Below are 3,334 nucleotides of genomic sequence, written 5' to 3'. Positions count from 1 at the left end.
CATCAATCGGAGACGAGGCATTTTCCGAATGTTCCGGTCTGACATCAATCACAATTCCCGACAGTGTGACATCAATCGGAGACGAGGCATTTTCCGAATGTTCCGGTCTGACATCAATCACAATCCCCGACAGCGTGACAAAGATCGGGGAAGAGGCATTTTCAGGATGTTCCGGCTTGACAACAGTGATCATCCCTGACAGCGTTACAGAGATCGGGGACGAAGCATTTTACGAATGTTCCGCTTTGACATCAATCACAATCCCCGACAGCGTTACAGAGATCGGATGCAGGGCGTTTTGGGATTGCTCCGGTCTGACATCAATCACAATCCCAAACAGCGTTACAGAGATCGGAATGGAGGCATTTTCAGGATGTTCCGGCCTGACATCAATCACAATTCCCAACAGCGTTATATATATCGGGAACGGTGCGTTTTGGGGTTGCTCCGGTCTGACATCAATCACAATTCCCGACAGCGTTACATATATGGGGACTATGCATTTATTAATTGTTCGTGTTTAAAATCAATAAAAATTTCCGACAGCGTTACATATATCTGGAACAGTACGTTTAAGGGATGTTCCGGCTTGACGTCGGTGATCATCCCCGACAGCGTTACAAAGCTCGGGAATTATGCATTTGCCGAATGCTTCGGCTTGACATCAATCACAATCCCCGACAGTGTGACATCGATCGGGAGTTATGCGTTTTTCAGGTGTTTCCGCTTGACAACGGTAATTATCCCCGGCAGCGTTACATACATCGGGGAAAAGGCGTTTGATAGTGATGTCGTGCTGGAATATCAATAAGTGTTCAAAGACCGGTTTTTCAATATAAACAGAACCGATTCAATATCGACATAATCGCCTTTATGGCAGGGCGAATAAGGAAAGCTCTGTTTTAACTCTTGGAGCGATTCTTCGCCCTCTGTTCATTATTGAGGATGCGTTTGCGCAAACGCAGGGATTTCGGCGTGACCTCGATCAGTTCGTCTTCGGCGATAAATTCGATGCAGGCCTCGAGCGACATCTGGCGCGGCGGGATCAGACGCAGCGCATCGTCGCTGCCCGATGCACGCATATTCGTGATATGTTTTTTCTTGCAGACGTTGACGCACAGGTCTCCGGGTTTGGGCGACTCGCCGACAATCATACCCTCATAGACCTTGGTGCCCGGGGTGATGAACAGTGCGCCGCGTTCCTGGGCGTTATAAAGGCCGTAAGTTACGGCGTCACCGCTTTCGAACGCGACCAACGCGCCGTTTTGACGGCGGGTAATCTCACCCTTGACCGGGGAATAGTTATCGAAAACGCTGCTCATGATACCCTCGCCGTGGGTATCGGTCAGATAATCACTGCGGTAGCCGAACAGGCCGCGCGACGGAATCAGAAATTCGAGCCGGATATGATCACCCTGCGGCAGCATTTCGACCAAATCGCCTTTGCGGGCGCCGATTTTCTCCATCACTGCGCCGACATACTGCTGCGGCTGATCGCAGACCAACCGTTCGACCGGTTCGCAGAGCTGCCCTTCAATTTCCTTATATAAGACCTTCGGTGCGCCGACGGCAAATTCATAGCCCTCGCGGCGCATGGTTTCGACCAAAATGGATAAATGCATCTCACCGCGTCCGCAGACCCGGAAGCTCTCGGTGGTCTCGGTTTCGCTGACGCGCAGGGAGACATCCTTGAGCAGTTCCTTCATTAAGCGTTCGCGCAGATGGCGGGAGGTGACATATTTGCCCTCTTTGCCGGCGAACGGGCTGTCGTTGACCGAAAAGGTCATCTCGACGGTCGGCTCGGAGATTTTGACGAACGGGATCGGTTCGGGTTTGTCAAGCGCACAGATCGTATCGCCGATCGTGATGTTCTCGATGCCCGAGACGCAAACGATGTCGCCGGCAGAGATGCTGTCGACCGGTACGCGTTCGAGACCCTCGATGGTATACAGATTGACCGCTTTGGAACGGTAGGGTGTGTGCGTACCGTGGTATTCGCAGATGCTGATATCCTGTCCCTTGTTTATAACGCCGCGCTCGACCTTGCCGATGCAGATGCGTCCGACATAGTCGTTATAATCCAGCGACGAGACCAACATCTGAGTCGGGCCGTCGGGGTCAATATCGGGCGGATCAATGTGGGACAGGATAATTTCAAACAGCGGTTGTAAATCTTCAAACGGACCTTCGGGCGCCATCGAAGCCGTGCCGTCTCGGCCCGAACAGAAGATGACCGGGCTGTCCAACTGTTCGTCGTTGGCATTGAGCGCGATGAGCAGTTCCAAAACCTCGTCGACGACCTCGTAGATGCGGGCGTCGGGACGGTCGATTTTATTCACGACCACGACGACTTTATGCCCCATCGAGAGCGCCTTTTGCAGCACAAAGCGGGTTTGGGGCATCGGCCCTTCCGCAGCGTCGACAAGCAAAAGCACGCCGTCAACCATCTTTAAAACCCGCTCGACCTCACCGGAGAAATCCGCATGCCCGGGGGTGTCGATGACGTTGATCTTGACGCCGTTATAATGAATGGAAGTGTTTTTAGCTAAAATCGTGATGCCGCGTTCGCGTTCGAGGTCGTTGCTGTCCATGACCCGTTCGGCCACCACTTGATTTTCGCGGAAGGTGCCGCTTTGGCGCAGCAGTTCGTCGACAAGAGTGGTTTTACCGTGGTCGACGTGCGCCACAATGGCGATATTTCTTAAATCGGTTCTTTTCAAATCAGATGCTCCTTTGCCAGTTTAACAAAACAGACCGCCCGAATTCGTGTGAACCGTTCGGGCGAACAAATACTAATTATATACCTGTACATAAAACCTGTCAAATATACTTTTTTCAATAAGACGCTCTCTTGAACCGTCACATATGATTCCGGAAAGAAAACGACGTTTTTGGAAAAATCGACATAATTCGACGGACTATACATAAAAATTATTTTATCTGTAAATATTATGCATTTACGAATGGCTAAATGTAACCGAAATGTAACCGCCAAAGCTTATAATAGACGGGTAATGTCAGGGATTACCTGGATTTCGCAAGTAAAGTTACATTTGACAGAATTAGTGACAAAGTGAGGTAAAACAATGAAGAAAATTACTAAATTCGTACTCATCGGACTGTTGGTCTGCATTTTTGCGGTCGGAACGATGCTGAGTGCGACACCGACAATAACCGCTCTGACGCCGGCGAACACTTATATTCAATATAACGGTTCCAATGCCGTCGAATTGGGCAAGACCGCGGTCCGCACCGGGGCGAACACCTGGGAGGTAACGCTGGGTGTGACCAACCTGCTGGAAGAAGAGATCAATTCCAAGCCGGTTGAGATTGC

General features: G+C 50.7%; 4 protein-coding genes. 3 read left to right on the top strand and 1 reads right to left on the bottom strand.

The window, feature by feature from the left end; genetic code table 11:
- The first annotated feature begins 53 nt into the window (after positions 1–53).
- Both PK629_04045 and PK629_04040 read left to right on the top strand, forming a co-directional pair.
- Positions 54–524: a leucine-rich repeat domain-containing protein gene (locus tag PK629_04045; protein HOP10646.1), complete on the top strand. Its 471-nt coding sequence runs from the start codon at positions 54–56 to the stop codon at positions 522–524.
- Positions 437–811 (top strand): leucine-rich repeat domain-containing protein, encoded by a 375-nt coding sequence (locus tag PK629_04040; GenBank protein ID HOP10645.1) that lies wholly within the window; start codon positions 437–439, stop codon positions 809–811. The genes PK629_04045 and PK629_04040 overlap by 88 nt, the downstream gene beginning before the upstream one ends.
- A gap of 91 nt (positions 812–902) precedes the next feature.
- On the opposite strand, the gene typA is transcribed toward PK629_04040, so the two are convergent.
- Positions 903–2,720: a translational GTPase TypA gene (typA, locus tag PK629_04035; GenBank protein ID HOP10644.1), complete on the bottom strand. Its 1,818-nt coding sequence runs from the start codon at positions 2,718–2,720 to the stop codon at positions 903–905.
- Between the two features lie 366 nt (positions 2,721–3,086).
- On the opposite strand from typA, the gene PK629_04030 reads away from it, so the two are divergent.
- The coding region (locus tag PK629_04030; GenBank protein ID HOP10643.1) for a hypothetical protein at positions 3,087–3,334 on the top strand (248 nt) is incomplete at its 3' end.

The sequence above is a fragment of the Oscillospiraceae bacterium genome (assembly GCA_035380125.1).
GTDB lineage: Bacteria > Bacillota > Clostridia > Oscillospirales > JAKOTC01 > DAOPZJ01.
This window is presented reverse-complemented; position numbering and strand designations above follow the sequence as displayed.